Genomic DNA, 26,332 nt, shown 5'->3' with positions numbered 1-26,332 from the left:
TTTATCTCCTTATTATTATTTACTACTGACTCTATTATATAACATCTTTTTATGAAAATCAAAAATAACCTAACGGTAGGCTTACATCCTCCACCTCCTACGGTGAGGAAGAGGAATTTCGCCTTATTAGGTTAAAATTGTTTATATTACATAATTAATAGTTAATATAAACAATTTTAATAAGATATTAGTTATTTATTTTATAGAAACTATATAAGAAAAAGGATACTGTTTAAAATCAGTATCCTTTCGTATTTTTAAATGGTGGAGACGATTCACAATAACCATACCCACTATTAAGCTACTTTATTTAAGTTGTTTTTTATTTTATTTTCTAATAAACTCATTTATTTCCATATAGCTATTACACTACTGACCGTTTACATTCAAATGTTTTAGACATATATATTTCATAGGTAATTAGGCTAAAAAACTAGTGGATTTACGCCTTAATTATTTAAAACACTCTATCAATATAAAAACATAATAATATTAACAGTAGTAATAACGTATAAAATACAACTGCCCTTCTAATATCCTTCATTAAATCACCTCTCTATCCTTTTGGTATATTTTTATTCCACCAAATATGTGATAGTTCATGTTCTATAAATTTAAAGTACTCGATTTAATTTGCATAATCATCATCAGGAGTTACTACTATAAGATTTGGTCTACTAATACCCACCACCCTCTTCTATTGGAATACTTATCTAGTCTATGTTAAAATACAATAGAAATTACAATCTAAGAGTGATGATTTCTGTACTAAGAATTAAACCTACTTCCAATCAGGAAGGAGGTGGAAGTATTGAAATATTAAAATTATTATTAAGTAACTCTGATGCTCTATTAATTAGCATATTTGGAGCTTTTATTTACGATAAATTAAAAATCACTCATACTGGCAATAAGAGTGATTCTAATAAAAAATAATTCAGTTATTTATACATAGAAATCACACTCTCTAGTAAAAGATTATAATTTCTTTTTTTATATCTATATACTTATATTATACTACTTTTCATTGAAAAATAAACCTTGAATTCATTAATCTATGAACATTATTTTTTAATATGAAGTTTATATCTAATTAAATAAGATAATTGAGCCTAATTATAACCTATCCACCATTCATTTTTTAAACTCATCAAATTTTCAAAAACTTCTTTATTTTATCATTTAGAACATCTAACGTTATAGAGTAGTTTATGTCTTCTTCCATATTATTACTTTCCTTTATAGATATAATCTTATCCCAAAGATATCCATTTCTTACAAATGACCTTAGTTGTTGTCTTAAAGTACTTTTATTTTTAGTCATATTTCCCCCTCATCAACAAAACCGTATTGCTTAAAGCAATACGGTTTTCGTGGATTTCAATGGTGGAGACGAGGGGAGTCGAACCCCTGTCCGCAAGTCTTTTCCTCGTTGCATCTACGTGTGTAGCCAACTATATTAGTATCTCATCTCTCACATCGCCCAGTGGCAGGCTATGTAATCGACCAGTCCCAATTAATCCGCTCTCGGTCGAGACAATCCCGAAAGTAGTTCCCTGCATAGATGACGTCCAGGCCTAGCCGGCAGGAGGGCTGAGGCGGGACGAGCAGAACTAAGCTGCTATTGCGTAATTATCGTTTGCGTTTGTTTTAAGTCCCCAGTTTTTACGTGACCCAGAGTAACACGACACGCAGCCCCAAGTGCCAAACCCACGTCGAAACCTTTACGCCCCCGTGATAGTTTATAGTCTTTGAGACTTTCTTCGCAAACTTTTTTCACCATTTGTTCTATTCAGTTGTAAGTGTATATATAATATAATACTTTTCAGTATTAAAATCAATGTAATTAATTGGCTTAACCTAAATAGTTTACCAATGTTATTAGTATCTAACTTTCATTTCTCTTTCTACATTTCTTTGAGCGTCTTTTTTAGCTATATCTTGACGCTTGTCGTATAGCTTTTTACCTTTTGCTAAAGCTATTTCTACTTTCACTTTACCATTTTTAAGGTATACACTTAAAGGAATTAATGAGTATCCTTTTATAGTAGTTGCCCCTATAAGCTTTCTTATTTCATGCTTATGAAGTAATAACTTTCTTGTTCTAAGAGGATCTGCATTAAATCTGTTGCCTTGCTCGTATGGGCTAATATGAACCTGTTTTAAAAATACTTCGCTATTATCTACAGATGCAAATCCATCACTTAGGTTTAATTTACCTTGTCTTATAGACTTTACTTCTGTACCTTTTAGTTCTATTCCACATTCATAAGTTTCTTCTATAAAATACTCATGTCTTGCTTTTCTATTTGTAGCTAATACTTTTGTTCCTGCCATACTTTTCACCTTCTTACAATATTATTAGTAAAAATATACCATATATTTCTTTATTAGTCAATACTACTAAGGTAATCCTTCGTATGTATTTATGGGAGGTCGCTCTTTGGACCTCCTTATATAATACCCTGCGTCATATTTGCTAACCATGGGTAAAACTTCAACTTAAATAATTATTCCTCTGTATTTTCTATTACTACATCATCTTCTAACTTATAAAGTAACTCAAAGTCAATTTCTCTAAAGTCTACATTTACATTATCAACTTTAATTCTAACAGGATCGCCTATTCTAAAGCTCTTTTTGGTTCTTTCTCCTCTTATTGTGTAAGTTGTTTCATCGTAAATGTAATAGTCATCTCTCATGTTAGCAAGTCTAGTTAATCCTTCAACAGTATTAGGTAACTCAATAAACATCCCAAATGATGTTACACTTGATACGACACCATCGAATTCTTCACCTATTCTATCTAACATATACATTGCTTTGTAGAAATCATGAACATCTCTTTCTGCTAATTCTGCTGCTCTTTCTCTCTCTGAAGATTGAGTAGAAGAATATTCTACTAGTGTTGCAAGTTGTTCTTGTCTCTTTTGATTTATCTTGTTGTTTAATTGTTCTTTTATTATTCTGTGTATTTGAAGGTCTGGATATCTTCTTATTGGAGAAGTAAAGTGGCTGTAATACTGTGCTGCAAGACCAAAGTGTCCAGTACAATTTGGTGAGTATCTTGCTTGCTTTAGAGAACGCAGCATTATTGTACTTATAGCTTCTTCTTCTCTCTTACCATGTATTTTTTCTATTATTGCTTGTAGTGCTTTTGGATGTACTTCTTCCATGTCGCCCTTTATAGTGTAACCAAAAGTAGCTACAAACTTACTTAACTCTTCCATTTTTTCGCTAGATGGAGTCTCATGAATTCTGTAAACAAATGGTAGGTTCATCCAGAAGTAATGTTCCGCTATTGTTTCATTACTTATTAACATGAATTCTTCTATCATTTTGTTTGAGATTCTTCTTTCGTAGTGTTTAATATCCACTACTTCTCCTTCTTTGTTTAAGATTATTTTTGCTTCAGGGAAATCAAAGTCTAGCGCTCCTCTTCTTTCTCTTCTACCCATTAACATTCTAGCTAGTTTTTCTGCAATTTTAAATTCTTCTACTAAGTTAGCAAAAGTTTCTTTTAGTTTTTCATCATCTTTTTCTAATATGTCCGATACTTCTGTGTATGTCATTCTAGCTTTTGAGTTTATTACTGTTTCTTTTATATCGTATTTAGCTACATTACCATTAGAGTCTATTTCCATAAATATTGATAATGTAAGCTTATCTTCAAACGGATTTAAACTACACACTCCATTAGATAATGTTCTTGGTAACATTGGTATTACCTTGTCTACTAAATATACTGATGTTGCTCTTTTTAAAGCTTCTTTGTCTAGTTTACTTTTTTCTTTTACGTAGTGTGTAACATCTGCTATATGAACTCCTAATTTGTAGTTTCCATTATCAAGCACTTCTATAGATATAGCATCATCTAAGTCCTTAGCATCTTCTCCATCTATTGTAAATGTTTTTAAATCTCTTATATCTAGTCTTCTATCTATTTCTTCTGATGGTATTTCTACAGCTACGTTTTCAGCTTCATCTAATACCTTCTTAGGGAATTCTTCTGGTAGTCCATGTGCTCTTACTATAGAGTCTATTTCTACGCCTCTTTCACCCTTTTGACCTAGTATTTCAATTACTTTACCTTCTGGCTTTCTATCTTCTTGTGGCCATACTGTAATTTCAACAACTACCTTGTCATTTTCTCTAGCACCACTAAAAAATTTTTTAGGTATATATATATCCTTGTTGAATTTTTTATTGTCTGGCACTACAAATCCGAAATTTTTACTTGGTTGGAAGGTTCCTACTACTGTACTTATTTCTCTTTTTATTATTTTTACTATTCTACCTTCTGCTCTTTTATCTTCTTTTGCTGGCGTTACTATTTCTGCCATAACTCTATCATTGTGCATAGCACCGTTTATATCACATGCAGGTATAAATAAATCTTGAGTGTATTCTTCATCAGATTCTACAAATCCAAATCCTTTTCTGTGTGATACAAATTTACCTGCATAGTATCCCATTTGATTTGGTGAAATTATTTTTCCTTTTTTAGTTTTGCATATATAACCGTCTTGCTCTAATTCATCTAAAAAATTATAGAACATAGGCATCTCTGTGTGATGTATATCAAATATCAATGCTAGTTCTTCTTTTTTTAAAGGATTGTACGCCGATTCGCTTATTAAGCCTATTACACGTTCTTTAAGTCCTGGTAACATACGAAGTCCTCCTAATTTTATTTTCTATATTAAGCTTGTTTGTGAGCTAATTAAATCCTTATTTATTATAGATATTCATTATTTTATCTATTATTGCTATGAATAATACATTTATCCATTATATAATAATAACATAATTATACATTTTAGTAATTACATGGTCAAAAAAATATAAGAGCGCCCTTTAAAGCGCCTTTATATTTAATCATATAATCCGTTTAATACTCTACTTATTGTAGCTTTACTCCATCTAGTTTTATTGGAAATTTCACTATAACTTAATCCGTTGTCTCTGAAATCTTTTATGCTTTTAATATCTTGGTCTGTAATTTGTTTTTCTTTTGGCTTGAGGTTACTTCTAGATTCTTTTAGGGTCTGTATTTCTGATTTTAGCATATCTATTTCTTGCTGCTTTTTTCTTAGTTTTTCTTCATAAGCGTCTCTCATTTCATTGAATTCTAATATGTAACCTTTTTTCCATTCACTTTCTGTTTTTACCTTAAACATTGCCATAAAATTACCTCCCTTGTTTCCTTAGTATCTTAACTACTTAAAATTTAAAATTCTTTAAATCCTCTTCTAAATCCTTTTAAATATGATTTAATTTTTCCATAAAATTAACCTGTTTTTCGATAAAAAAAACAACTACGTTACACGTAGTTGCTGTTTAAAAACTAAATTTAATTTTTAAATGTCAAAATTTATTAAATAATGGCCAATTATTTAATATTACTTAATTAAAAGCATTACTAATGCATTTATAAAGAATAACACTGCTGTTATTTTAGTTACTCTCGCTAAGAAAGCTTGCTTACCTTTTGGTTTAAAGTAACTTTGGTTACCTTCCCCACCATATTGTGAAGGAACAGCGCTTTTAGTATCTTGAGGCATTATGCTTCCTATAAGAACTACTCCTAGTACTACTTGTACTCCCATTAATATCATTCCTATATCCATATGTACCCCTCCTATCTATTGGTTTATTGTCAAAATTTACTCACACTTTAATATATCACAATAAACTAGCTAATTCAAGGTATTAGCTTAAATTCTAAATATATCAAAAGCTATCTTGTTATCAAGATAGCTTCACTGTTTTGAATTTAATTTTATTATAATTTAGTTATTTCATCTGTAGCTTTTTGAGCAAATTCATTTGCTTTTGTTGATGCATTGTATAGCACTTGATTTTTTTGATAATTCTTATCATTTAAGTTTTCTATTTTTATTTTATATTATAGGTAATAAGTCTTAGGATACGTTTAGATAAAGATTAAAATTAGATTAAAAAATCGAAGTATTTGCTCCTATACCTTTAGTTCTTAATATATTAATAATGCAAATTTAAGTCATCTTTGATACCATATAAATAAACACCTCCTTTGCGGGCTACATATAAAGAAAAAAAAATCACATCTAAAAATCTTACGATTTCAGATGTGATTTTATTAATTTAAAATTATTTCTTTAAGTTATAGAAAGAATTCATTCCACAGTATCTAGCTGTGTCACCTATCATATCTTCTATTCTTAATAATTGGTTGTACTTAGCAACTCTATCAGTTCTTGATGGAGCACCAGTCTTTATTTGACCAGCATTTACAGCTACTGCTAAATCAGCTATTGTAGAATCCTCAGATTCTCCTGATCTATGAGATATAACTGCAGTGTATCCAGCTCTTTTCGCCATTTCTATAGCATCTAAAGTTTCAGTTAAAGTACCTATTTGGTTAACTTTTACTAATATAGAGTTAGCAACACCTGACTCTATACCTCTTTCTAATCTTTCAGTGTTAGTAACAAATAAGTCATCTCCAACTAATTGTAACTTATGTCCTAATCTTTCAGTTAATACTTTCCATCCATCCCAGTCTTCTTCATCTAATCCATCTTCTATAGTAACTATTGGGAAGTTGTTAGCCCAATCTTCATATAAGTCAACCATTTCCTTAGCAGTTAACTCTTTACCTTCTCCAGCTAGTACATATTTCTTAGTTTCTTTGTTGTAAATTTCTGTAGCAGCAACGTCAAGTCCTAATCTTATGTCATCTCCTGGCTTGTATCCAGCTTTTTTAATAGCTTCAACTATTAATTCTAAAGCAGCTCTGTTTGAAGTTAAGTTTGGAGCGAATCCACCTTCATCACCTACACCACAAGCTAATCCGTTGGCAGCTAATACTGACTTTAATGCATGGAATACTTCTGAACCCATTCTTAAAGCTTCTTTAAAAGTCTTAGCTCCTACTGGTAGTATCATGAACTCTTGAACATCAACATTGTTATCAGCATGCTCTCCACCGTTTATTATATTCATCATTGGTACTGGTAATTGCTTAGCATTAACTCCACCTATATATTGGAATAATGGTAATCCAACTTCATCAGCAGCAGCTCTAGCTACAGCCATAGAAACAGCTAGTATAGCGTTAGCTCCTAACTTACCTTTGTTTGGAGTTCCGTCTAATTCTATCATTAATGCATCTAATCCTGGTTGGTCAAATGCATCCATTCCTTCTAATTCAGGTGCTATTATTTCATTTACGTTGTTAACTGCATTTTCAACACCTTTTCCTAAGTATCTTTCTTTGTCACCATCTCTTAATTCAACAGCTTCAAAAGCTCCTGTAGAAGCTCCTGATGGAACTATCGCTCTACCTTGAGATCCACTTTCTAATGTTACTTCAACCTCTACAGTTGGGTTTCCTCTTGAGTCTAATACTTCTCTTGCGTATACTAATTCGATTACTGACATAATATATCTCCTCTCGACTTTTAGTAGGTGACTTTATCACCTAGATTTTTTATTTTTTAATATAGAAAAGTCATCTAAGATAACTCTTCTATATTAACCATTTTATTTTAAACTTATAATGTGTGAATCTTTATTAAGTTAGTAGTTCCACTTACTCCAGCAGGTACTCCAGCTGTTATTACAACTAAATCTTCAGCTTTTAAATAGTTCTTATCTTTAGCTACAGCTATTGATTTTTCTATTATATCATCTGTACTACCTACATTAGATGTTTTAACTGGGTATACTCCCCAAGTTAATGCAAGTCTTCTCATTACACCTTCATCTACTGTTGTTGCTATTATTGGGCACTTAGGTCTAAATTTAGAAACCATTCTTGATGTGTGTCCACTTGTAGTAAATGTTATTATTGCTGATGCATTTAAATCACTTGCTGTGCTACAAGTAGCATGACTTATCGCGTTAGTTACTGTTATCTCTGACATTTTTCTTTGATCTAATAGTTCTTTGTAATCTAGCGTTTCTTCTGCTCTTTTAGCTATTGTTGACATAATTTTTACAGCTTCTACTGGATATTTACCAGCAGCAGTTTCTCCTGATAACATTATTGCATCCGTTCCATCATATATAGCATTTGCAACATCTGTTACTTCTGCTCTTGTTGGTCTTGGATTTCTCATCATAGAGTCTAACATTTGTGTAGCTGTTATAACTGGCTTTCCTACTTGATTACATTTTCTTATCATCATTTTTTGTGCTATTGGAATTTCTTCTGTTGGTATTTCAACTCCTAAATCTCCTCTAGCAACCATTATTCCATCAGAAACTTTTATTATATCATCTATATTTTCTACACCTTCTTGATTTTCTATTTTCGAAATTATTTGTATATGTGTAGCATTGTTTTTTTCTAATATTTCTTTTATAGCTAATACATCTTCCGATTTTCTTACAAATGATGCTGCTATATAATCTATCCCTTGAGATATACCAAATTCTATATCACTTATATCTTTATCTGTTAATGCTGGTAAGTTTATTTTTACTCCTGGTACGTTAACTCCTTTATGATTTTTAACGATTCCTGAATTTTCTACCTTACAATGTATATCTTCACCATTAACTTCTTCAACTCTTAATCCTACTAATCCGTCATCTATTAGAATAAGGTCTCCTTTTACAACATCTTTAGCTAATCCTTTGTAGCTTACCGTACACATTTCTTTAGTTCCTACAACATCTTTCATTGTTATAGTAAACTTTGTTCCTTCTTCTAATAATACTTCTGGATCTGCAAAGTTTCCAGTTCTTATTTCTGGACCTTTAGTATCTAATAATATTGCTATTGGTTTGTCTAAATCCGTTCTAACTTTTTTTACTAAATCCATTCTTTGCTTATGTTCTTCATGTGATCCATGAGAAAAGTTGAATCTACATACATTTAATCCGTTAACTACAAGTTCTCTTAATACTTCCTCTTTATCTGTTGCAGGTCCTAATGTACATACTATTTTAGTTCTTTTTATATTATTTAACATGATTACCTCCTAAGTATCGCGCTTTATTTGATGTCTATTTTTTATAATTTTGCTCTTTACTAAACAATTATTCCCCATATTATTGTAGATACTATTGTCATTGAAAGTCCTACTAAAGTTTCATATGGTATTAATTTTAAACGTTGTTCGATGCTCATGTTTGTCGCTCCTGCTGTTGCATGGAAGAATGATCCATGTGGTAAATGGTCAATTACTGTTGATCCTGCATGTACCATTGCTGCTCCTGCTAATGGAGATACTCCAGATGCTATTATAGCTGGTGCAAATGTTGCTGATGCTATAGTTGCTCCTGCTGTTGTTGATGCTGTTGCTGCTCCCATCAATGCTCCTGCTATTGGTGCTAATAAAAATGCTGGCATATTCATTGCATCAAGTAAACTTATTGTTGTTGCTTGTAATGTTGATGCTTTTATTATACCTGCTACTGTTCCTGTTCCTATTAAAAGTATTGCAACTGGCATCATTTTAGAAAGTCCAAATGTTATATATTCATTAAGATTTTTAAATTTACCCATTGCTATGGCTCCAACTATACCACCAACTGGTAGTGCTATAAGTGGATCTATTGCTATTCCTGCAATTGGTCTTAATGCAAGTAATGCTATTGCTACTATTGGACCTATTATTGATGCAAAGAATGAGGGTAATTGTACATTTTCATCTTTTTCTTTTGCTTGTTCTACCTTTGCTACTTTATATTTTTTAGCTAACATCTTTGCTAAGAATATTGCAACTGTCAAACCTACTATAGAAGATATTACGTTGGCTGCCATTACAGAAGATAAATCTACTCCAAAATTTTCTGCTACTGATATAGTATTTGGATTTGGTGACATTATATTACCAGCTTTTCCTCCACCTATCATTGCTAAAAGTATTACAATTGGTGCATATCCTAATTTCTTAGCTATTGCTAATGCTATTGGTGCAACTGTTATTACTGCAACGTCAACAAACACTCCTACTGAAGTTAATATCATTGTTGATAATGCCAGTGCAAATAGTGCTCTTTTTTCACCTAAGGTTTTTATAATTTGATCTGCGATTTTAGCTGCAGCTCCTGTTTGTATAAGTACTCCTGCTAAAACCCCTGATGTTACTATTCTAAGTATTGCTGGCATTATATCCTTAGCTCCACTCATCATTACATCAACTGTACCAGTAAGTCCCGCTCCACCAACTAACCCTCCCACTACAGCTCCTAATATCAAACTGTAAGCTGGATGTATTTTTTTGATGATTAAAACTATTGCTACTGCAAGACCTAATAGGGCTCCTAATGTTGTTATTTGTACATCCATTTTTTCCACCGCCTATTTTATTTCTAAGTAATTAACTAATCTAACGATACTATTTTTAACTTTTTATTGTAGAGCTTTTATTAAGTTAAATATTTGAGTAGTTGTTTGTATCATATTTTTAGATGCATTATCTTTATTCATAGCTTCATCTAATGACATCGATCTATTTACTATTGAGAAATATGCATCTATTCCTTCTTCGTTACATTTAACTGCATCATCTGTTGTACATCCAGCTATTGCTATAACTTTAGCTCCATATTTTTTAGCAAGTTTTGCAACTCCTATAGGTGCTTTACCCATAGCTGTTTGATTATCTAATCTACCTTCTCCTGTTATAACAATGTCTGCATCTTTTATTACATCTTCTAATTTTATTTCATCTAATATTATCTTTATTCCTGATTCTAATTTTGAATTTAAGAATGCTAAGAATGCAAATCCTAATCCTCCAGCTGCTCCAACTCCTGCTATATTCGCAATATCTTTGCCTAAGTCTTTTTTAACTACTTCTGCAAAGTTTATAAGGCCTCTATCTAGTTCTTCAACTATTTCTGGTGTTGCTCCTTTTTGAGGTCCATATATATGAGCCGCGCCATTAGTTCCGAATAACGGATTATTAACATCACATGCTATTTTGAAATTACATTCATCTAATTCTTTTAATCTATTATCTATTTTTATACTTTTTATTTGGTTTAGTACTTTTCCACCTAATCCAACTAAGTTGTTGTTTTCATCGTAAAACTCAAATCCTAATGCTTGTAGCATTCCTATACCACCATCATTAGTTGCACTTCCACCTATACCAACTATGAAGTTTCTGCATCCTTTGTCTATTGCTTCTTTTATTATTTCTCCAACTCCATAAGTTGTAGTATTTAAAGGATTTCTAAGTTCTGTTGGTACTAATGGTAATCCTGATGCTTGAGCCATTTCTATTATTGCTGTATTTGTTTCTTTTAATATTCCATATGTTGCATTTACTTTTTCATTTATTGGTCCTGTAACAGAGATTATTCCTTCTTCTCCATTCATTCCTTCTACTAAGGCCTCTACAGTACCCTCTCCACCATCTGCTAATGGCATTATCTTTATGTCTGCTGTATTGTATACATTTGTTATTCCTGTTTTTATTGCGTTAGCCGCTTCTATTGAAGATAAACTTCCTTTGAATGAATCTATTGAAATTACTACTTTCATGTTCATCGCCTCCCTTTGTTAACATTATACCAAATACAAATTTCGACATATATGTTACATGTACCATAATTAACATATTTTTAATAGTTTTTTTTATTATGTGTAACATTGATAAATATTATGTTTTGTTAAATCAAATACTTTTTTATAAAAGTATATTAAAAATAAGTTTATTTTTAGTTATTTTTTATACTGATAGCCTTATAGCTATTGCTATATATAATATTACGGAGTCATTAAAAGCCCTAGGATTTAATCCACATTTTTGTTGTATTTTTTCTAACTTATATTGTAGTGTGTTTTTATGAATATATAAATCCTCTGATGTTTGCTTTAATGACATATCATTTTTGTAATAAATATCTAATAATTCAATTTCACTTTCATCTAAAGATTTTAAGGTTTTATCTATATATTGATTTTTTATATCTATGTCTATACTTTCTAAAATCAACTCTAAATGCAGTGAATCTATATAAGTTAAAATTGTTTGATTTTTAGTTGAATGTTTAAGTGCTATTCTTGCTTCTTGATAAGACCTATGACTTTCATATAAATTTTTAAGTCTACCAACTCCACCACTTAAATTACCTTTATATTTTTTTAGAATATCTCTATATACATCCTTTAATTTTTCATATCTTTCTTCATTTACAAGTGCTATAAACTCATTTGGATAAATGTATATTTTGAATACATTTCCAATAGTATCAAAAACCTTTTTTATATCATTTTCTATTATTTCTACTTCTGATGTAGCATGAGTCTTGTTTATTTTCATAATTACTATTGCAAATTTTTGATTAGTTGAGATATTAAAATCCTGCAAAATACTTTCTATTTCATTTTTATCTTCTACATTGTCATAACTTAAAGATTTTACTACATAGTTTATTCTTTGCTTGTCTGCTTCATGTTTATAATTTAATTGCTGTTCTTTTATAAATATTTCAGTTATTTTTGTTACTAAAAATCCATATTTACTTATTTCACTAGGTTCTCCAGTAATACCTATTGATCCTATTGCTATTCCATTCATTTTGATTGGATAGTTTATTCCTTTTTTACTTCCTTTGTATTCATCGTTGCCTTCAACTACTATATTGTTTGAACTTTTTATTGATTCATATCCAGCCTCGTGAAAAGTATTTATTCTATTTTTATCTGTGCTTCCTATTATAATTCCATTTTTATCAATAAAGTTTATATTTTTATCTACTACTTCTTTTACAGCATTTACTATCTCTTGAGCTAAATTAGGATTTATTGTAACTGTTGGCATATATTTATATCCTTTCTTTTGTTTATTTTATATTTTATGATATAAACTGATTTTTAACAAAAAAAAATCACATCTAGAAATCTTACGATTTCAGATGTGATTTTATTAATCTTAAATTATTTCTTTAAATTGTAGAAAGAGTTCATTCCACAGTATCTAGCTGTGTCACCTATCATATCTTCTATTCTTAATAATTGGTTGTACTTAGCAACTCTATCAGTTCTTGATGGAGCACCAGTCTTTATTTGACCAGCATTTACAGCTACTGCTAAGTCAGCTATTGTAGAATCTTCAGATTCTCCTGATCTATGAGATATAACTGCCGTGTATCCAGCTCTTTTCGCCATTTCTATAGCATCTAAAGTTTCAGTTAAAGTACCTATTTGGTTAACTTTTACTAATATAGAGTTAGCAATTCCACCTTCGATTCCTCTTTCTAATCTTTCAGTGTTAGTAACGAATAAGTCATCTCCAACTAATTGTAACTTATGTCCTAATCTTTCAGTTAATAATTTCCATCCAGCCCAGTCTTCTTCATCTAAACCGTCTTCTATAGTAACTATTGGGAAGTTGTTAGCCCAATCTTCGTATAAATCAACCATTTCAGCAGCAGTTAATTCTTTTCCTTCTCCAGCTAAAACATATTTTTTAGTTTCTTTGTTGTACATTTCTGTAGCAGCAACATCAAGTCCTAATCTTATGTCATCTCCTGGCTTGTATCCAGCTTTTTCTATAGCTTCAACTATTAATTCTAAAGCAGCTCTGTTTGAAGTTAAGTTTGGAGCGAATCCACCTTCGTCACCTACACCACAAGATAATCCGTTAGCACCTAAAACTGACTTTAATGCGTGGAATACTTCTGCACCCATTCTTAAAGCTTCTTTGAAAGTCTTAGCTCCTACTGGTAATATCATGAACTCTTGAACGTCAACGTTGTTATCAGCATGCTCTCCACCGTTTATTATGTTCATCATTGGTACTGGTAATTGCTTAGCGTTAACTCCACCTATGTATTGGAATAATGGTAATCCAACTTCATCAGCAGCTGCTCTAGCTACAGCTATAGAAACAGCAAGTATTGCATTAGCTCCTAATTTACTTTTATTTGGAGTTCCGTCTAATTCTATCATTAATGCATCTAATCCTGGTTGGTCAAATGCGTCCATTCCTTCTAATTCAGGTGCTATTATTTCGTTCACGTTAGCAACAGCAGTTTCAACACCTTTTCCTAAGTATCTTCCTTTGTCACCGTCTCTTAATTCAACAGCTTCGAAAGCTCCTGTAGAAGCTCCTGATGGAACTATTGCTCTACCTTGAGATCCACTTTCTAATACTACTTCAACCTCTACTGTTGGGTTTCCTCTTGAGTCTAATACTTCTCTAGCGTATACTAATTCGATTACTGACATTTTATATATCTCCTCTCGATTTTTGTTTTTTTATTATAATTAATTTAATAACTACAAATAGGTAAAATTTATTGATGGGTAAATTTCAAAACGCATGTAATTATTATTTTATTATTAGAGAGTCCCCAGTCATTTGTTCTGGTTTCTCTAAATTCATCATACCTAAAATTGTAGGTGCTATATCACTTAATCTTCCATCTTCTCTTAGCTTAGCAGTCTTTAATTCTTCTCCAACTACTATGAAAGGTACTGGATTAGTTGAGTGAGCAGTTATAGTTGTTTTAGTTTCAGGGTCTTGCATAAGTTCTGCATTCCCATGGTCAGCAGTTATTAATGCGCAACCACCCTTAGCAAGTATTTTTTCAACTATTTTACCTACACAAGTATCAACTGTTTCAACAGCCTTAACAGCTGCTTCTACAACTCCTGTATGTCCTACCATATCAGGGTTAGCATAGTTTAATACGATAAAGTCAAATTTATCTTCATCTATTCTAGCTAATACTTTTTCTGTTAATTCATTAGCATTCATCTCTGGTTGTAAATCATAGGTTGCAACCTTTGGAGATGGTACTAGTAATCTTTCTTCACCTTTATTCGGCTCTTCTACTCCACCGTTAAAGAAGAATGTAACGTGAGCATACTTCTCAGTTTCTGCTGTTCTTAGCTGAGTTTTTCCATTTTGCGCTAAGTATTCTCCTAAAGTTTTTTCTAAGCTTTGTGGTTTGAAAGCTACATGTACATTTTTTATAGTTATATCATATGTTGTTAAACATACGAAGAACGTCTTCATGCATGGTCTTTCAAATCCAACAAATTCATCACATACTAAAGCTCTAGTTATTTCTCTAGCTCTATCTGGTCTAAAGTTACCAAATATGATTGAATCATTTTCTTTTATAAGACCTACTGGTTGACCATTTTCTTCAACTATTACTGTTGGTACTACGAATTCATCTACCTTATCATCAGCATAAGATTTTTCTATTGCTTCTTTAGCACTAGTTGCAGTATTTCCTTTTCCAGCAACCATTGCATCATATGCAAGTTGAACTCTTTCCCATCTCTTATCTCTATCCATAGCGTAGTATCTACCAGAAACTGAAGCAAATTTACCTACTCCAACTTCTTTCATGTAGTTTTCTACATCTTCTATGAATCCTAAAGCACTAGTTGGTGCAACGTCTCTTCCATCTGTGAAAGCATGAACAAATACATTTTCTACACCTTGTTCTTTTGCCATTTTTATAAGAGCTTTTAAATGTTCTATGTGAGAGTGAACTCCACCATTAGATAATAATCCTATTACGTGAAGAGCACTGTTTTTAGCGTTGTTCATTGCTTCTACTAATATTTCATTAGTGAAGAAATCTCCATCAGCTATAGACTTACTAACTCTAGTTAAGTCTTGGTATACTATTCTACCAGCACCTATGTTAGTGTGTCCTACTTCTGAGTTACCCATTTGACCTTCTGGAAGGCCTACATCAAGTCCACTTGCGTTTATTAATGTATGAGGATATTCAGCTACTATTTTATCTATGTTAGGAGTGTTGGCATTTAAAATAGCATTTCCTTCTACTATCTTACTTTCACCAAATCCATCCATTATTATTAATGCTATTGGTTTTTTCATGTATAATTCTCCTTAGTAGTTAACTAATTGAGTGTAGTCACTAGCAGCTAAACTAGCTCCACCAACTAAAGCTCCATCTATATCACTTTGACCCATTATTTCAGCTACATTTGAAGGCTTAACACTTCCACCGTATTGTATTCTAACGTCATTAGCTAATTCTCCGTAAAGACCAGCTATAACTTCTCTTATATATTTTATTACATCATTAGCTTCTTCACTAGTTGCAGTTTTTCCAGTTCCTATAGCCCATATTGGTTCGTAAGCTATAACAACCTTAGCTAAATCTTCATCTGATACATCTTTTAAACCAGCTTCAACTTGTACTTTACAAACATTCTTAGTTTCTGAAGCTTCTCTTTGCTCTAGAGTTTCTCCACAGCATAATATTGGATCTATTCCAACTTCTAGAGCTTTTAAAACTTTTTTGTTACAAGTTTCATCAGTTTCATTGAAGTATTCTCTTCTTTCAGAATGTCCTATTACTACATAGTCCATGTCTAATTCTTTTAACATTGATGCAGAAACTTCACCTGTAAAAGCTCCACTTTCTGCAAAGTGCATATTTTGTGCAGCAACTTTTATGTTAGTTCCTTTAGTTGCTTCTTTTAAATCTCTTAATAATGTAAAAGGTGCACATATTACTGCTTCTACCTTATCATTATTTACTTTATCTTTAACTTCATTCACAAATTCTACAGCTTCAGCTATAGTTTTGTTCATTTTCCAGTTTCCTGCTATTATTGGTTTTCTCATTATTTTTCCTCCCACTTTGAGTAAAAATTACTTATTATCTAAAGCTACTATTCCTGGTAACTCTTTACCTTCTAAGAACTCTAATGAAGCTCCTCCACCAGTTGAAACGTGAGTCATATTGTCTCCGAATCCTAATTGGTTAACAGCCGCCGCTGAATCTCCACCACCTATTACAGTAGTAGCATTTTCTAATGCAGCCATTGCTTTAGCAACTGCAAATGTACCTTTGTTAAAGTTTTCGAATTCAAATACTCCCATTGGTCCATTCCATACTATTGTCTTAGACTCATTTACAGTGTTTAAGTATAATTCTATAGTCTTAGGTCCTATGTCTAATCCCATGAATCCTACTGGTATATCAGCACCTTCAGTTATAACCGGCTCAACGTCAGCAAACTTGTCAGAAACAGCATTGTCTATTGGTAATAAGAATTTAACACCCTTAGCTTTTGCTTTAACCATCATTTCTTTAGCATACTCTACTCTATCTTCTTCAACTAAAGAAGTTCCTATTTCGTGACCTAAAGCTTTTAAGAATGTATAAGACATTCCTCCACCTATTATGATGTTATCTACTTTTTCTAATAACTGTTCTATAACAGCTATTTTATCCGATACTTTTGCTCCACCTAATATTGCAGTGAAAGGTCTTACAGGATTAGCTACTGCTTCTCCTAAGAACTTTAACTCTTTTTGTATTAAGTATCCGCAAACTCTCTCATTTAAGAATTCTCCAGCACCTACTGTTGAACAGTGAGCTCTATGAGCAGTTCCGAATGCATCATTTACATATACATCTGCTAATGAAGCTAATTCTTTAGAGAAGCTTTCTTCGTTCTTAGTTTCTTCTTTTCTGTATCTAGTGTTTTGTAGTAATACTACATCACCATTTTCCATTTTTTCTACAGCTGTCTTTGCATTTTCACCAACAACGTTGTCATCTGCTGCAAATACTACTTCTTTGTTTAACATTTCTGATAATCTCTTAGCTACTGGGGCTAAAGATAATTCAGGCTTAGCTTCTCCCTTTGGCTTTCCTAAGTGAGAACATAATATTACTTTTGCTCCATTTTCTATCAAGTACTTTATAGTTGGTAGAGCACCATTTAATCTATTTTCATCAGTTATTGCACCATCTTTTAATGGTACATTGAAGTCACATCTTACTAAAACCTTTTTCCCGTTCACGTTTATATCTTCTATTGTTTTTTTATTAAGCATTGACATTGTCATCTCTCCTCTCAAAAAGAAACTCTTAGTTATAATTTATATATTTTATACTCTTCTAAAAAAGTCCGTAGTTTGTAGCTAAGAACTACAAACTCGGACTTATATGAAATTACTTAGCTAATGAAGCGAAGTATCCTAATGTTCTTATTAATTGAGCAGTATAAGACATTTCGTTATCATACCAAGAAACAACCTTAACTAATTGCTCTCCGTTAACTTCCATAACTTTTGTTTGAGTTGCATCAAATAATGATCCGAAATCTATTCCTATTATATCAGAAGATACTAATTCTTCTTCAGTGTATCCAAATGATTCAGTTGAAGCAGCTTTCATAGCAGCATTTACTTCTTCTACTGTAGTTTTCTTTCCTAATGTACAAACCACTTCAGTTAAAGAACCAGTTATAACTGGAACTCTTTGAGCTCCTCCGTCTAATTTACCTTTTAATTCAGGTATAACTAAACCTATAGCTTTTGCAGCTCCTGTAGTATTAGGAACTATGTTTGCAGCAGCAGCTCTACCTCTTCTTAAATCGTTCTTCCCGTGAGGACCATCTAATGTATTTTGATCATTAGTATAAGCATGTATAGTAGTCATGAATCCTTTTTGTAATTCAAATTTATCATTTAATACTTTAGCCATTGGCGCTAAACAGTTAGTTGTACAAGAAGCTCCTGATATAACTGTTTCAGACCCATCTAATATATCATGGTTTACGTTGAATACTACTGTCTTTAAATCTCCTGTAGCTGGTGCAGATATAACAACTTTTTTAGCTCCAGCTTCTAAATGTAATCCAGCCTTCTCTTGAGAAGTGAAGAATCCAGTACATTCTAATACTATATCTACCCCTAATTCAGCCCATGGTAAGTCAGCTGGGTTTCTTTCAGCAGTAACTTTTATTTCTTGTCCATTAACTACGAAACCACTATCTTTAACTTCTATTTGTCCATTGAATCTACCTTGTGCAGAGTCATACTTAAATAAGTGAGCTAATGTTTTAGCATCCGTTAAATCATTTATAGCAACTACTTCAAACTTATCTGTTTGTTCCATTAATTTTCTTAGGGCTAATCTACCTATTCTCCCGAAACCGTTTATAGCAACTTTAACCATTGTGTTACCTCCTATTTTATGTAAAATATATATATTATGACTAGCAATGCTAGTTATTAACCTTTGTTGTTATTGTTTTAATTCTAAAATTTTACGAGCACTGTCTTCATCTGTTACGAGAACAATATTTTTATTTATCTTAGTCATAGCTATTAGTGCATTTACTTTTCTGCTTCCTGCAAATATGGCAATGTTTTCTTTAAGATTTTTAAAAGTTTCTAAATCAATACCTACTGTATTTAATTTAAATACTATTTCACCTTTTTCATTAAAGTAATGACCAAAAGCCTCTCCTATTGCACCTTTTTCTTTAATCTGTGATACTTGTTCTTTGGTAAACTTTCTTCTAGTAGCCATTTCATCAGCTTTACCTATTCCAAATACTAATACATCTGTCTTTTTAATATAGTCTAAAGTCTTTTTTATTTCCGGCTCTTGAGTAAGTGTTTTCATAGCTTTTTCGCCTAATGCATCTGGTACATTTAATAACTTGTACTTTGCATTTAATTTTTTGCTAGTTATTGCGACAATATTATTCGACTGAGTTTCAACATCTTTCCCCATACTTCCTCTAGCAGGCGCTACAGTTACACGGTTATATTTCTTATCAGTTTTTATATTATTAGCAAACTCTAACATTGTACTTCCACCAGTAATTGAAACTGTATCTCCATCTTTTAAGATATTTAGGAAATATTCTGCTCCACACCTTGCTACATCCTTTAGTAAACTTTCGTTGTCATCAAAGCTTCCCTGAACTACTAAAACTTTTTTAATTCCTAGCTTTTCTTTCACTTTATCTTGAAGTGTTGACAATCCCATAATATCATCCATGATATCTTTAAGTTGTTCTAAAAGTAAACTACCTTCTTTAGTTATGGTCATTCCAGATACTGCTACATCTATAAGCTGTTGATCTTTTAAGAATTCAGTTTCTGACCTTACTATTCTCTCGCTAATTCCCAGAAGATTAGATAAAGTTCTTCTACCTACAGGCTCACTTAAAGATATTTGTCTTAATATAGAGTATCTTCTTTCCATAAGATCAATAACTTGTGGAATTAACTTTTGCTGAATTTTTAATAAGTTTTTCATTGTCTACTCCTTATTATTTCATATAGGGGACACTTTGAGTCCCTATTGTTTTTTTTGTTCCCACAAGATAATTTTATTGTATATTAATTACATCTTTTTTTCAATAGTTTTTATAATATTTTTATTTTTATTTTCTTTTTTATAGTATATTTTAAAAAGTTTTTCTTCTACTAGACGACAATATCCCTAATTCTTCCCTATACTTTGCAATCGTTCTCCTAGCTACATTAATACCTCTATCCTTAAGCATCTTAGCTATATTGTCGTCACTAAGGGGTTTTTTCTTATTTTCCATGTTTATTATTTCCTCTATTATCATTTTTATGCTAGTGCTAGAGGTAGTGCTATTATCACTGTTTTCTAATGCACTACTAAAGAAATATTTAAATTCAAACATACCTAATGGAGTTAGCATGTATTTCCCATTTACAGTCCTACTTATAGTAGATTCGTGAAACTCTAATGTTTCTGCAATATCTTTCATTCTCATTGGTTTTATGTGTTTTTTCCCTTTTATGAAAAAATCATTTTGGAACTTTACTATTTCCTCTGCAACTCTTAATACAGTTGTTTTTCTATTTTCTATATTTTTCATTAAACCTGCCGCTGAGTTTAATTTTTCTTTTATAAAGTTTTTCGCACTTTCATCTGATTGAGAGTTTTTTAATATTTCTTTATAGAAATTATTTATTCTCAATTTAAAACCATCATTTTCATTTATATATACTATAAATTCATTGTCAATTTTTTCTACTATAGCGTCTGGATTTACATACACACTTTTTTCTATAGAACAACATCTTCCTGGCTTAGGATCTAAGCTTTTTATTAATCTTATTAGGTTTGAACACTGTTCTATAGATATGTTATATTTTTTGCTTATATCCTTATATTTATTATTAGCTATTAACTCTAAATCATTAAATACTATATTTTCTAATATGTCATTGTATAGCCCTAATTGATTCATTTGTATTATTAAACATTCTGATAAAGTTCTTGCACATACTCCACTAGGCTCTAATTGTTGTATATTTGCCATACAATCTTCAAACATATCTTTATCTATATCTAACTGTTTAATTATTTCCTTTTCATCTACTCTTAAGTATCCATCCTCATCTAAGCTGTCAATTATATATTCGCAAACTTCCATTTCTTTTTTATTAAGTTTATATAGACTAATTTGTAAATGTAAATGTTCATATATATTATTTGATTCTTTTATTATATTTTCTAAATCAATATCATTATCAGGATTATAGTTTACTTCCATTCTATTTTTTTGATTATAGTTATCCATATCTTTAATATATGCTTCCCAATCTATTTCACTAGTCTTTTCATATTCTAACAAAGGATTTTCTTCAGCTTCTCTTTTTATTTCTTCTTCAACCTCTAGCCTATTCATATTTAATAAACTTAGAGACTGCTTTAATTGAGTTGTCATTACCAGCTTTTGAGATTGAGTCAATTCTAAGTTTTGATTAAAGTTCATACCAAAAACCCCCTACTAATTATCATTGTGGAATTTATATAAAACCCCCTTTTAACAAGTCTATTTTAACATTTTTAGGTAAACTTGTCTAAAAGGGGGTTTAAAATTATAATTTATTGAATTACATTTCTTTTAGCATTTCTAAAAGTTCTTCTTCAGTGTAAGTATATTTAGAGTTGCAGAATTGACACCCAATCTCTGCTTTTTTATCTTCTTCTACTACTGCAGCTAGTTCATGCTTGCCTATCGATACTAAAACTTCTTTTCCTTTTTCATGAGAGCACTCACATTCAAATCCAACATTTGCTTTATCTAGTATTTTAGGATTTAATCCTTCTAGTACAATATTTAAAATATCTTCAGGTGTTTTGCCCTCTTTCATCATATTTGTTACAGATGTTAATTGACTTACATTTTTCTCTAACTGACATATTGTCTCTTCTGTTGCGTCAGGCATTAGCTGTACTATAAGTCCTCCTGCATGTTCTACTTTAAACTTAGATAAGTCTATTTCATACTCTTCATCCTCAGCTATCTCTTCTCCATTATTATCTAATTCAATCGGCGTTGTAAGCACACCTAAAGCCACTATTGAAGGTGTTTGCTCAGATAGTGCAAAGTAGTGTGTGAAGTCTTCTGCTATTTCACCACTTACTAATGGATATGCTCCATTATAAGGTTCTCTTAGACCTAAATCCTTAATTACCTTTACCACTCCATCATTTCCTACTGCCGCTGCTACATTCAGTTTTCCATTTTCATAGTTAGGTACTTCTACATTAGGTTTTTCAACATATCCTTTTACTGTTCCCTTTACATTTGATGTTGCTAATATTGTACCTATCGGTCCGCCACCTTTTATAATAACCGTTACTTTATCTCCTTGATTTTTCATCATAAGACCCATAATCGATGTTGCTGTTAATGTTCTTCCAAGTGCTGCCGTTGCAACCTTAGATGTACTATGTAGTCTTCTTGATTCTTCTACCATTTCTGTAGTTGTAGCTATAAAAGCTCTTACTTGTCCTTCTCCACCTGTTGCTCTTATTACATAATCCGTCATAGCTATTCCTCCGAAATCTTGTTATTTTTTGCAGACAAAGAATATTCTTTGACTATCTTTTTTAGGTTTTTCAAAAGTAAAGTCTCCATAAGACTTTATATCTGTAAATCCTGCTATTTGTAAGCTTTCTATTATTTCCTCTTCTGTGTAAGCTCTTTGGTGATGCACTTCTTCAAATTTATTATATCTTCCATCTTCACCTTTTACAAAGAAAGCTAATTCCATTTCAACTAAGTTTTGTTCTTCATCAAAATCATTTTGCCACATGTAAGTTATGTCATCTCTATTTTCTCCATACATGTTGTTTCCAAGTATTTTTGATAACTTGTAGTGTGAACTTATATCAAATATAAATAATCCACCTGACTTTAATAATTCATGCGTTTTTTTAAATGCATTTTCTAAATCATCATCGTAAGTTACGTAGTTAAACCCATCACAAGCACATAGTACACAGTCTAAATTTGTTACATCAAAGTCTAACTCAGCTATATCTTGTTGAAGCAATACTAATTCTACGCCTTGTTTTTCTGCTTTTTCTCTAGCTACACTAAGCATTTCTTCTGATATATCAATACCTGCTATATCATAGTTTTTCTTAGTTAAAGGTATTGTTAAATTACCTGTTCCACAAGCTAATTCTAGTATATTTTGTACCTGTGTATTTTCACTTTTTATTACGTCTTCTATATATTTAACCCATCCATTATAATCAACTTCATTCATAAGTTCATCATAAATGAACGCAAAATCACTATACTGTTCCATCGTCTTTATTTATTTCCTCCATCATCTTTTTCTTTTGTTTTTTACGTGATGTAAGTGTACCACCAATTCTTCCAGCTTCCTTAGCTGTAAGACCTGCCCATCCGAACTCACTTACCTTATCTAGTAAGCCTAATTCTGATGCTATTTCATATTTCATTATATCATTATCTGTCAATATTTTCTTTTTGTTATTGTTATTTGCTTTACTCTTTTTTCCTGGTTTATTTAAAAGCTCATTATTCATAAAAACACCCCTTCTAATTTGTATTTTTATCATATAGATAAAATTTATACAAAAACTTAAGGGGTATAGATTCTTATTCTATAGATTTTTTGTATTTTAACAAGTCAATGTATATATTTAAACCGCTTATTAAAGTTTCTTCGTCAAAGTTAAAGTTTATATTATGAAGTCCGTCTACAAATCCTTTTTCTTCATTTTTTGAACCTAACATGAAAAATAATCCTGGTACTTCTTTTTGATAATATGAAAAATCTTCTGATATCATTAAAGGTTCTAGTTCAAATATTTTTTCATCATCTATAGCCTTCATAAATTCCTTATATAGATTCTTATCGTTTTTAACAGCTGGGTAGTCATCTTTTACATGTAAATTGATTTTACAATTGTAAGAAATCTCTATCCCTTTACATATCTCAGACATTCTAAGCTTTAGGTTATCATAAACTTCTGGAGCAAAAGCTCTTATTGTACCTTCTAGTCTTATATTTTCTGCTATTATATTTCTTCTTGAGCCGCCTTCAATTTTTCCTATTGTTAAAACTGCATTATCTATTGGACTTGTGTTTCTTGATATTATAGTTTGTAAGTTGTTTATAAGATTGGAGGCTACTACTATGCCATCTATTCCATTTTGAGGCATTGCTCCATGACCACTTTTTGCTATTATATCTATATCAAAATCTCCTACATGTGCCATAAAATATCCTGATTTTAATCCAACAGTACCTTGAGGTAATTCTGGATAAATATGTAGTCCATAAATTTCATCTATTTTATAAATTTCCATTATGCCTTCATTTATTAAATCTTCAGCTCCACCAGGCCCCTCTTCTGCTGGTTGAAAAATAAATACTATATTATCATTTAAACATTCTTTGTTACTATTTATAAATTCTACTAATCCAAGAAGTACGCTCATATGCCCATCATGTCCACATAAATGTTTTACTCCATCCTCTGTTGTTAATCCGTCCATATCTGCTCTAAAAGCTATAGTCTTCTTTCCAACTCTACCTCTAATTTTTCCAACTATACCTGTTTCTAAATAAGTTTCATACTTTACATTTATTGATTCTAGATAGTTCTTTATATATGAATATGTATTAAATTCTTTTCTTCCAATCTCTGCTATACCATTTAATTTTTTTCTATGATTATATACTTTACCCCTAAGTTCATGAACTTGTATCATCTCTATCTCCTCCTTATTTTTTTGTCGAAATTTTCTTATATTTAACCTATATTATATATTTTTATTTTTTTATTTCAACTATTTATTTTTAATTGGCTTTATATAATTAACTTATTTTTTTAAATTTTTTAAATTTTAAATTGATTTTCACCTTATCTTGTACTAGAATTATAATAATTAAATTTAAATATCCTATTTTTAACCTATGGTAGAGGTGCCATAATTAATAGTACTCATTTGGAGCTGACGGGCTTTGATATTTGAAGAAAGGAATTATGGCCGAAGATAATATCTTGGTAAAGTTATTATCTGGGCTTGCATAAAATATATGTAAGACTGTCATTTATTTTATATAAATGGTGAGCTACAAGGTTTACTTAATGTACTCTAATTTAGACGTGCCAAAGTATACCTTTGCACGTCTAATTTTGTAATATTTTAATATTATTAGAAATAAGCTTTACAAATAATGATTATAACTAAATTAATTGGGGGGATTTTTAATGAAAAAAGTAAATTTAGCAATAGTTGGTGCTACAGGAATGGTAGGCAGAACATTCCTTAAAGTATTGGAAGAAAGACAATTTCCAATAGATAATTTATATTTATTCTCATCTGCTAAGTCTGCAGGTTCTAATGTTTCTTTTAATGGTAAAGATTATATAGTAGAAGAATTAACTGAGCAAGTATTTGATAGAGATATACAAATAGCTTTATTCTCTGCTGGTGGAGAAATAAGTGCACAGTTTGCTCCTATAGCTGCTTCTAAAGGTGTAATAGTAGTAGATAACTCTAGTCATTGGAGAATGGAATCTGAAGTTCCGCTAGTAGTTCCTGAAGTTAATCCTGAGGCTGTAAAAGCTCACAAAGGTATAATTGCTAATCCTAACTGCTCTACAATTCAAGCTGTGGTTCCACTAAGACCACTTAATGATAAATACAAAATAAAAAGAATAGTTTACTCTACTTATCAAGCAGTATCTGGATCAGGTGTTAGAGGTATACAAGACTTAGAAACTGGTGTAGAAGGCGGAGCTAATAGCTTCTATCCACACCCTATAGCTTTCAACTGTCTTCCTCATATAGATGTATTTACTGACAATGGTTATACAAAAGAAGAACTAAAAATGATAAATGAAACTATGAAAATCTTCAATAACTATAATATGAAAGTAACTGCTACTACGGTAAGAGTTCCTGTTAAAAATAGCCATAGTGAATCTATAAACATAGAGTTTGAAAATCCATTTGAGCTAGAGGATGTAGTAAATGAATTGAAGAATGCAAATGGTGTTGTTGTTGTAGATAATCCTCAAGCTAATGAATACCCTACAGCTATATCTTGTGATGGTAAGGATGAAGTATTTGTAGGAAGAATTAGAAGAGATTTCAGTATAGATAATGGACTAAATATATGGGTCGTTGCTGATAACATCAGAAAAGGTGCAGCTACTAATGCAGTTCAAATAGCAGAATTATTATTAGCTTATAATTTAGTTTAATAATTAGCCAAGTATTAGTAACTATACGTTTATTATTCTCATACAATTTAGT

At 31.1% G+C, this 26,332-nt stretch carries 22 protein-coding genes, 1 other RNA gene, 1 pseudogene and 1 riboswitch; of the genes and pseudogenes, 2 read left to right on the top strand and 22 right to left on the bottom strand.

What is annotated here, in order from left to right; translation table 11 throughout:
- Positions 1 to 720: 720 nt before the first annotated feature.
- The gene (locus ACRC03_RS04085; RefSeq protein ID WP_438651278.1) at positions 721 to 936 is read left to right on the top strand and encodes a hypothetical protein; all 216 of its coding nucleotides are present in this window, start codon (positions 721 to 723) and stop codon (positions 934 to 936) included.
- 214 nt (positions 937 to 1,150) lie between these two features.
- On the opposite strand, the gene ACRC03_RS04080 is transcribed toward ACRC03_RS04085, so the two are convergent.
- From ACRC03_RS04080 to ACRC03_RS03975, 22 genes and pseudogenes are all read right to left on the bottom strand, one after another.
- Positions 1,151 to 1,324 carry a hypothetical protein gene (locus ACRC03_RS04080; protein WP_438651277.1) on the bottom strand — a complete coding sequence of 58 codons (174 nt, stop codon included), beginning with the start codon at positions 1,322 to 1,324 and terminating at the stop codon, positions 1,151 to 1,153.
- A 60-nt stretch (positions 1,325 to 1,384) separates the two neighbouring features.
- Positions 1,385 to 1,734: a transfer-messenger RNA gene (ssrA, locus tag ACRC03_RS04075) on the bottom strand.
- Between the two features lie 147 nt (positions 1,735 to 1,881).
- Entirely contained in the window at positions 1,882 to 2,337 is a 456-nt protein-coding gene (gene smpB / locus ACRC03_RS04070) for an SsrA-binding protein SmpB (protein WP_438651276.1), read from the bottom strand.
- 173 nt (positions 2,338 to 2,510) lie between these two features.
- Positions 2,511 to 4,673, bottom strand: a complete 2,163-nt coding sequence (rnr, locus tag ACRC03_RS04065; RefSeq protein WP_438651275.1) for a ribonuclease R — start codon at positions 4,671 to 4,673, stop codon at positions 2,511 to 2,513.
- Between the two features lie 201 nt (positions 4,674 to 4,874).
- Positions 4,875 to 5,186 (bottom strand): helix-turn-helix domain-containing protein, encoded by a 312-nt coding sequence (locus ACRC03_RS04060; RefSeq protein ID WP_438651274.1) that lies wholly within the window; start codon positions 5,184 to 5,186, stop codon positions 4,875 to 4,877.
- 216 nt (positions 5,187 to 5,402) lie between these two features.
- Entirely contained in the window at positions 5,403 to 5,630 is a 228-nt protein-coding gene (gene secG / locus ACRC03_RS04055; RefSeq protein WP_438651273.1) for a preprotein translocase subunit SecG, read from the bottom strand.
- Between the two features lie 502 nt (positions 5,631 to 6,132).
- The gene (gene eno / locus ACRC03_RS04050) at positions 6,133 to 7,425 is read right to left on the bottom strand and encodes a phosphopyruvate hydratase (RefSeq protein ID WP_438651272.1); all 1,293 of its coding nucleotides are present in this window, start codon (positions 7,423 to 7,425) and stop codon (positions 6,133 to 6,135) included.
- Positions 7,426 to 7,541: 116 nt separating this feature from the next.
- Positions 7,542 to 8,963, bottom strand: a pseudogene (gene pyk / locus ACRC03_RS04045) (pyruvate kinase); the annotation flags it as partial.
- 59 nt (positions 8,964 to 9,022) lie between these two features.
- Positions 9,023 to 10,285 (bottom strand): GntP family permease, encoded by a 1,263-nt coding sequence (locus ACRC03_RS04040; RefSeq protein WP_438651271.1) that lies wholly within the window; start codon positions 10,283 to 10,285, stop codon positions 9,023 to 9,025.
- A 63-nt stretch (positions 10,286 to 10,348) separates the two neighbouring features.
- Positions 10,349 to 11,488 (bottom strand): glycerate kinase family protein, encoded by a 1,140-nt coding sequence (locus tag ACRC03_RS04035; protein ID WP_438651270.1) that lies wholly within the window; start codon positions 11,486 to 11,488, stop codon positions 10,349 to 10,351.
- Positions 11,489 to 11,675: 187 nt separating this feature from the next.
- Positions 11,676 to 12,770: a CdaR family transcriptional regulator gene (locus tag ACRC03_RS04030; protein WP_438651269.1), complete on the bottom strand. Its 1,095-nt coding sequence runs from the start codon at positions 12,768 to 12,770 to the stop codon at positions 11,676 to 11,678.
- Between the two features lie 116 nt (positions 12,771 to 12,886).
- Complete coding sequence (gene eno / locus ACRC03_RS04025) at positions 12,887 to 14,179, bottom strand: phosphopyruvate hydratase (RefSeq protein ID WP_438651268.1); 1,293 nt, start codon at positions 14,177 to 14,179, stop codon at positions 12,887 to 12,889.
- A 103-nt stretch (positions 14,180 to 14,282) separates the two neighbouring features.
- Positions 14,283 to 15,815 carry a 2,3-bisphosphoglycerate-independent phosphoglycerate mutase gene (gpmI, locus tag ACRC03_RS04020; RefSeq protein ID WP_438651267.1) on the bottom strand — a complete coding sequence of 511 codons (1,533 nt, stop codon included), beginning with the start codon at positions 15,813 to 15,815 and terminating at the stop codon, positions 14,283 to 14,285.
- Between the two features lie 12 nt (positions 15,816 to 15,827).
- Positions 15,828 to 16,571 carry a triose-phosphate isomerase gene (tpiA, locus tag ACRC03_RS04015; protein ID WP_438651266.1) on the bottom strand — a complete coding sequence of 248 codons (744 nt, stop codon included), beginning with the start codon at positions 16,569 to 16,571 and terminating at the stop codon, positions 15,828 to 15,830.
- A gap of 27 nt (positions 16,572 to 16,598) precedes the next feature.
- The gene (locus ACRC03_RS04010; RefSeq protein WP_438651265.1) at positions 16,599 to 17,798 is read right to left on the bottom strand and encodes a phosphoglycerate kinase; all 1,200 of its coding nucleotides are present in this window, start codon (positions 17,796 to 17,798) and stop codon (positions 16,599 to 16,601) included.
- 112 nt (positions 17,799 to 17,910) lie between these two features.
- Positions 17,911 to 18,918: a type I glyceraldehyde-3-phosphate dehydrogenase gene (gene gap, locus ACRC03_RS04005; protein WP_438651264.1), complete on the bottom strand. Its 1,008-nt coding sequence runs from the start codon at positions 18,916 to 18,918 to the stop codon at positions 17,911 to 17,913.
- A gap of 69 nt (positions 18,919 to 18,987) precedes the next feature.
- On the bottom strand, positions 18,988 to 20,013 hold the full coding sequence (locus ACRC03_RS04000; RefSeq protein ID WP_438651263.1) for a sugar-binding transcriptional regulator: 1,026 nt from the start codon (positions 20,011 to 20,013) through the stop codon (positions 18,988 to 18,990).
- Between the two features lie 151 nt (positions 20,014 to 20,164).
- Positions 20,165 to 21,511: an RNA polymerase factor sigma-54 gene (rpoN, locus tag ACRC03_RS03995; RefSeq protein ID WP_438651262.1), complete on the bottom strand. Its 1,347-nt coding sequence runs from the start codon at positions 21,509 to 21,511 to the stop codon at positions 20,165 to 20,167.
- 121 nt (positions 21,512 to 21,632) lie between these two features.
- The gene (locus tag ACRC03_RS03990) at positions 21,633 to 22,574 is read right to left on the bottom strand and encodes an Hsp33 family molecular chaperone HslO (RefSeq protein WP_438651261.1); all 942 of its coding nucleotides are present in this window, start codon (positions 22,572 to 22,574) and stop codon (positions 21,633 to 21,635) included.
- Positions 22,575 to 22,595: 21 nt separating this feature from the next.
- A complete protein-coding gene (locus ACRC03_RS03985; RefSeq protein WP_438651260.1) occupies positions 22,596 to 23,342 on the bottom strand; it encodes a class I SAM-dependent DNA methyltransferase in 747 nt (248 codons plus the stop codon).
- Entirely contained in the window at positions 23,329 to 23,586 is a 258-nt protein-coding gene (locus tag ACRC03_RS03980) for a small, acid-soluble spore protein, alpha/beta type (protein WP_438651259.1), read from the bottom strand. The genes ACRC03_RS03985 and ACRC03_RS03980 overlap by 14 nt, the downstream gene beginning before the upstream one ends.
- 73 nt (positions 23,587 to 23,659) lie before the next feature.
- Positions 23,660 to 24,778, bottom strand: coding sequence for an amidohydrolase (locus tag ACRC03_RS03975; RefSeq protein WP_438651258.1), 1,119 nt, complete (start codon positions 24,776 to 24,778; stop codon positions 23,660 to 23,662).
- A 201-nt stretch (positions 24,779 to 24,979) separates the two neighbouring features.
- Positions 24,980 to 25,153, top strand: a riboswitch (Lysine riboswitch).
- Between the two features lie 128 nt (positions 25,154 to 25,281).
- Here ACRC03_RS03975 and ACRC03_RS03970 point away from each other — a divergent pair.
- Positions 25,282 to 26,280 carry an aspartate-semialdehyde dehydrogenase gene (locus ACRC03_RS03970; protein WP_438651257.1) on the top strand — a complete coding sequence of 333 codons (999 nt, stop codon included), beginning with the start codon at positions 25,282 to 25,284 and terminating at the stop codon, positions 26,278 to 26,280.
- Positions 26,281 to 26,332 lie beyond the last annotated feature (52 nt).

The organism is Romboutsia sp., from assembly GCF_051659545.1.
Taxonomy (GTDB): Bacteria; Bacillota; Clostridia; order Peptostreptococcales; family Peptostreptococcaceae; genus JBOFOR01.
Note: the sequence above shows the minus strand (reverse complement) of the source record. Positions and strands in the feature narration are given on the sequence as shown.